This is a genomic window from Ferrovibrio sp., assembly GCF_029255545.1.
Classification (GTDB): Bacteria; Pseudomonadota; Alphaproteobacteria; order Ferrovibrionales; family Ferrovibrionaceae; genus Ferrovibrio.
The window spans coordinates 1-4861 of record NZ_JANLJJ010000061.1; the positions used below are offsets into that span (position 1 = coordinate 1).

Consider the following 4861-nt stretch of genomic DNA (forward strand, 5'->3'; position numbering starts at 1 on the left):
CCACCGCCAACCTGATCGCCTTCGCGCTTGTTTCGCTCGGCATGGTGCTCACGCCCGGGCCGAACATGATCTACCTGATCTCGCGCTCGATCTGCCAGGGGCGTATCGCGGGGCTGATCTCGCTGGGCGGCGTGGCGCTGGGCTTCGTTTTCTACATGCTGGCCGCCGCCTTCGGCATCACGGCGTTGCTGCTGGTGGTGCCCTATGCCTACGAGGCTTTGTGCTACGGCGGCGCGGCCTATCTGCTCTGGCTCGCCTGGCAGGCGCTCCGGCCCAATGGCCGCTCGCCCTTCCAGGTGAAACAGCTGCCGCAGGACTCACCCCGCAAGCTCTTTATGATGGGCTTCATCACCAACCTGCTCAATCCGAAGATCGCGATGCTCTATCTCTCGCTGCTGCCGCAATTCATCACGCCCGAAGCGGGCCATGTGCTGGGCCAGTCGCTGCTGCTCGGCTTCACGCAGATCTCGGTCAGCGTCAGCATCAATGCCCTGATCGCGCTCACCGCCGGCAGCATCGCGGGTTTTCTCGGCACCCGTCCGCTCTGGCTGCTGATCCAGCGCTGGCTGATGGGCACCGTGCTGGCCGGCCTGGCCGTGCGCATGGCCCTGGAAGCCAGGCGCTAGGGCGCTAACCTTTGCCGTCATCGCCGATGCGGCCGTAACGCTTTTCCTTCGGGCGCAGAGTCGGGCGTTTAACCTCGCCCTGCCTGTCCTGCAACCCTTCGGGCAGGGTGGGATCGTTGCTGATGTCGTCATGATGCTCGGCGGCGAATTGATCGTTGCCATAGGTGCCGGGGCCGTAGCGCCGCTGCGCGGGTGAACCCTTCACCAGCGGCGTGGTATGGGCCGGGCCGTGCGGGCTGCCGGCATCGCCGGGCTCCAGGGTGAACTGGCGCGGCGGCTTGGGAGACCTGGGTGGGGTGATTTGCTTGGGCATGGTTTCCTCCTCTGCTGCAGAGGAGGAAACTGCCGCCGGATGCCCAGGTTCCCGCTACATGAAACTCACGCGGGCCCTGTTCAGGCGGGAATGGCACCTTTCCGGTAGCGCTGGGCGAAGCGCAGCAGCCAGCCGATGAAATAGCCCGCGCTCACGCCGGAAACGGCCACATCGAAGGGATACAGGGTCTGCGGGTCGGAGAGGCCAAATCCGATGGCGATACCGATGGCGTATTTCGCGAAGAACAGCGCCATGTTGCGCACCAGCGGGAATACCGAGCCCTCCACGCGCACGCGCCGCTGCGCCGGGTCGGGCTGCATCGAGTCGAGGTTGGTGCCATACCATGCGCCCAGCGACGCGATCGCCAGGGCGGCGGTCCAGTAGACAGGCAGCAGGGCCGAGGCATCCATCCGGAGCGCCAGGCCATACACGCCCCAGGCAATGAACACGGCCGGCGCCACCAGCAGGCGCCAGACCTTCACCGTTCGGGTGCGCAGGCCGATCAGGCCGAGCGCCAGCAGGATGGCAAACAGCACGAACACCCAGGCGGGCGTGTTCTGGAGGATGGTGAGGAGGTTTGGCATGACGGGCTCCCTGAGTGGCAGATTTGGCGGGGTCATGTTGGTACTCATTGGTACCAACATGACAAACCTATATGGTACGCTATAGTACCAGTCAAGAGGGTCCCGTGCGAAAATCAGCCAAAGCAGCAGAATCCGGGGAGCGCGCCGCCGACATGCGCGCCGAGATGCGGGACCGCGTATTGCGCGCGGGCTTCGCCGCTTTCCGCGAGCTGGGCTTCGACGGCGCCAGCACCCTGGAGATCGCGACCCGCGCCAGGGTTTCCAAGCGCGAGCTTTACGCGCTGTTCGCCGACAAGCAGTCGATCGTGGTGGAATGCATCAAGTGGCGCACGCGGCAGATGCAGGTGCCGCTGGCGCTGCCGCGGCCGTCAGACCCGCAGGCGCTGCTGGCGACGCTGACGAAATTCGGCACGGCGGCGATGGCCGGCATCTGCGGCCCCGATGTCCTGATCGTGTTCCGGTTCGCCATAACGGAGGCGCAGAGAACCCCCGAGATCGCGCGGGCCCTGGACGAACGCGGCCGCGAGCCGATGCGCAGGATATTCATCGATCTGGTCAGCAAGGCACAGGAAGACGGGCTGCTGGCGCCTGCGCCGCCGGCCGAGATCAGCGCCTTTTTCTTCTCGCTGCTGTGGGGCGATCTGCTGCTGCGCCTGCTGATGGGGCTGGTCAAACCGCCGACCAAGGCGGAGATGGAACAGCGCGCCCGCCACGCTGCCGAACAGGTGATGGCGGCCTATGGCAAAACCGGGAAGCCAAGATAGTAAAGTCGCCGGCGATCGCTTCCCTGTCGGAAGTCCGCGTCAGTATTTCAGCGGTTCGCGCGGCGGACCGTCCAGCGTGATCACCGCCTTGGCAATGATAGCTTGCGTGGTCTCCAGATAACGGGCAAGCGAACGCACACTGGCGACTTCATAGCGCCGCGTGCCCGACTCTTCGCTGCTGTGGTCATCGAAGCGCACATTGGCGCGGGTGAAGCCGGCGCCGAAGCGCTGGAAATCGCCGATCCGCACCGTGTCTGCCTTGTAGCCGCGCGAAGCGTAATACTGCTGCGCCTGCTCACGGGTATGGACGCTGCCCTCTGGCGCCTGGGCCATGGCAATGGTTTCCAGCAGCCACTGGTTCGAGTTCTGGTATTTCGTCGCCGTCGGTCGCGCGATCATGCTGTAGAGCGGATGATGTAACTGCGTGGCGCGCGGGCCGGCCAGAATGGCAGACAGCCGATCCTGCAGTTCTGGCGTGGGAATCAGCACGACGCCATCGAAAGCGAAGAGGTCGTCGAGATAGAAGTTGACCAGACCTTCGTCATAAATGCCCGAGGTATCGGCGCCGCATTCGTTCAGCAGATGCACGAACATCCAGCGGCCAGCCGGGTGATCCCGCAATACAGCGCCCATATGGGTGTAGCGCAGACCGTGTTCCGACAGGTCGGCGCCGGCGCGCGCCACCAGGGCCAGCTTGGCGCCGGACTGCTCCAGATAGTCGCGTGTCTTTGCCGCCATGTTGAAGGCGTTGCGGATTTCCACGGGCTGGATGGCGCGCTGGGAACAGCCACCCCCCGCCAGTGCGGGAACCTGCACGCCGGCCCACAGCAGGGCGGCGGCAAAAGCGATCTTTCCGATCTGCATGATTATAGGTCTCCGCTCAGCGCTTGGTCTGGTGGACCATGGCGCGGCCCATTTCATTCGGGATATAGGCAATGAGCTGGCCGGCATGGATCAGCGCATAGCCGGCCGCCTCCGAGACAACCTCGATCACGGCGCCTGCGGCCAGCGAAGCCGCCGCCGTCGATTGCTTGGCCACCTGCACGCTGACGCCAGCTGCTTGGCCAGACGTCTTGAGCACCAGCACGATACCTTCTGCGGTATGTTCGATGGCCTGTACCGTCAGTTTGCCCGAGGCGGCCACGCTTTCCATGCTGCCGGTCACCACGAGGCCGGAGCCGTGGGCCGACAGGCCGGACGCGTTCGACAGCGCATTGGAATAATTCGCCACGCTCTGGGCGTGGCCCTGAGCCAGCGGCCACGCGGCAAGACCGGCGATCAGCGCCAGTTTGAGGACAGAAGAACGAAGCATTGCAAAATCCCCTTCAGTGACGCCGGCACCCCATTGCCAGCCGGCCCGCCAATGGCATGACGCGAACAAGTATAATTCGTGTCTGCTTTTGGGCGAAACTGTGGCGGCGACCTGTCGTAACGTCAACCTTAAATAGGCTATCCTCGCCGCCAGCGCGCCAGCGCCAGCATGGCGCCGCCGGCGATCAACCCCCAGAAGGCGCCGCCGATCCCGAACAGGGTCAGGCCGCTGGCCGCCACGATGAAGGTGATCGCCGCCGCCTCGCGGCTCTGCGCATCGCTCAAGGCGCTCACCAGCGACGCGGCGAAGGCGCCGAGCAGGGCCAGCCCGGCCACCGCCTGGATCAGGATCGGCGGCGCGGCGCTGAACACAGCTGTCGCCGCCGTGGCGGCCAAGCCGAACAGCACATAGAAAATGCCGGCCACCAAAGCCGCCACCCAGCGTTTGTTCGGATCGGGATGCGCCTCGGGCCCGGCGCAGATCGCCGCCGTGATGGCAGCCAGGTTCACCGCATGGCCGCCAAAGGGCGCGGCCAGCAGCGAGAATATCCCGGTGGCGCGGAACAGCGGCGTCGGATCGGGTTTGTAGCCGTTGGCCTGCAGCACGGCGATGCCGGGAATGTTCTGGCTCGCCATGGTGACGATGAACAGCGGCAGCGCGATGCCCAGCAAAGCCGAGGGCGAAAACACCGGCAGGACCAATTCCGCCTGCGGCCACAGGCTGCCGAGTTTATCGGCCGAGATCTCGCCGCCGGCGAGGATGAAGCCCAGCGTCACCAGCACGGCGGCCGGCATGGCGTAAAGCCGCTTCCATTTCGCCACCAGCGCCCAGACCACCACGATGGAGAGGCCCGCCACGGGCAAGGCGGCCACCGCCTTCACCGGCGCCAGGCACAGGCTGAGCAGGATGCCGGCCAGCATGGCATTGGCCAGAGCGGCCGGGATGGCGGCGACGGCGCGGCCCAGCGGTTTCCACAGGCCCGCGATAGTGAGCAGGAGGCCGCAGACGATGAAGGCGCCCACGGCGGCATTGAAGCCGCCCTCGGCAATCGCGGAAGAGGCCAGCAGCGCGCCGCCCGGCGTCGACCAGGCGATGCTGACCGGCAGGCGGGTTTTCCAGCTCAGCAGGATGGCGCAGAGGCCCATGGCAATGCTGAGCGCCATCAGGCCCGAGGCGGCTTGGGCCTGGCTGGCGCCCACGGCGGTCAGGCCCTGCAGGATCACGGCAAACGACGAGGCGAAGCCGACGAAGGCCGAGAGCAG

7 protein-coding genes are annotated in these 4861 nt (G+C 65.9%); 2 read left to right on the forward strand and 5 right to left on the reverse strand.

Annotated features, from left to right (window positions below; all coding sequences use genetic code 11):
- Positions 1-626 (forward strand): LysE family translocator (locus Q1J79_RS12055; protein WP_367182985.1); only part of this gene is annotated, 626 nt, incomplete at its 5' end.
- A gap of 4 nt (positions 627-630) precedes the next feature.
- Here Q1J79_RS12055 and Q1J79_RS12060 read toward each other — a convergent pair.
- Positions 631-939: a hypothetical protein gene (locus tag Q1J79_RS12060; RefSeq protein WP_300300580.1), complete on the reverse strand. Its 309-nt coding sequence runs from the start codon at positions 937-939 to the stop codon at positions 631-633.
- 80 nt (positions 940-1019) lie between these two features.
- Entirely contained in the window at positions 1020-1523 is a 504-nt protein-coding gene (locus Q1J79_RS12065) for a DUF6622 family protein (protein WP_300300583.1), read from the reverse strand.
- A gap of 104 nt (positions 1524-1627) precedes the next feature.
- On the opposite strand from Q1J79_RS12065, the gene Q1J79_RS12070 reads away from it, so the two are divergent.
- Positions 1628-2287, forward strand: coding sequence for a TetR/AcrR family transcriptional regulator (locus tag Q1J79_RS12070; RefSeq protein ID WP_300300586.1), 660 nt, complete (start codon positions 1628-1630; stop codon positions 2285-2287).
- A 39-nt stretch (positions 2288-2326) separates the two neighbouring features.
- Here the strand turns inward: Q1J79_RS12070 and Q1J79_RS12075 are convergent, their stop codons facing one another.
- The 3 genes from Q1J79_RS12075 to Q1J79_RS12085 form a co-directional block, all read right to left on the reverse strand.
- On the reverse strand, positions 2327-3151 hold the full coding sequence (locus tag Q1J79_RS12075; protein WP_300300589.1) for a DUF2145 domain-containing protein: 825 nt from the start codon (positions 3149-3151) through the stop codon (positions 2327-2329).
- A 16-nt stretch (positions 3152-3167) separates the two neighbouring features.
- Positions 3168-3599, reverse strand: a complete 432-nt coding sequence (locus Q1J79_RS12080) for a hypothetical protein (protein ID WP_300300592.1) — start codon at positions 3597-3599, stop codon at positions 3168-3170.
- A 137-nt stretch (positions 3600-3736) separates the two neighbouring features.
- A partial coding sequence (locus tag Q1J79_RS12085; RefSeq protein WP_300300595.1) for a benzoate/H(+) symporter BenE family transporter occupies positions 3737-4861 on the reverse strand: 1125 nt, incomplete at its 5' end.

What these genes read in the sequence shown, in the direction of transcription:
- Q1J79_RS12060 (WP_300300580.1), bottom strand. Translation starts at nt 939, where the DNA reads ATGCCCAAGCAAATCACCCCACCCAGGTCTCCCAAGCCGCCGCGCCAG.
- Q1J79_RS12080 (WP_300300592.1), bottom strand. Translation starts at nt 3,599, where the DNA reads ATGCTTCGTTCTTCTGTCCTCAAACTGGCGCTGATCGCCGGTCTTGCC.
- Q1J79_RS12075 (WP_300300589.1), bottom strand. Translation starts at nt 3,151, where the DNA reads ATGCAGATCGGAAAGATCGCTTTTGCCGCCGCCCTGCTGTGGGCCGGC.
- Q1J79_RS12065 (WP_300300583.1), bottom strand. Translation starts at nt 1,523, where the DNA reads ATGCCAAACCTCCTCACCATCCTCCAGAACACGCCCGCCTGGGTGTTC.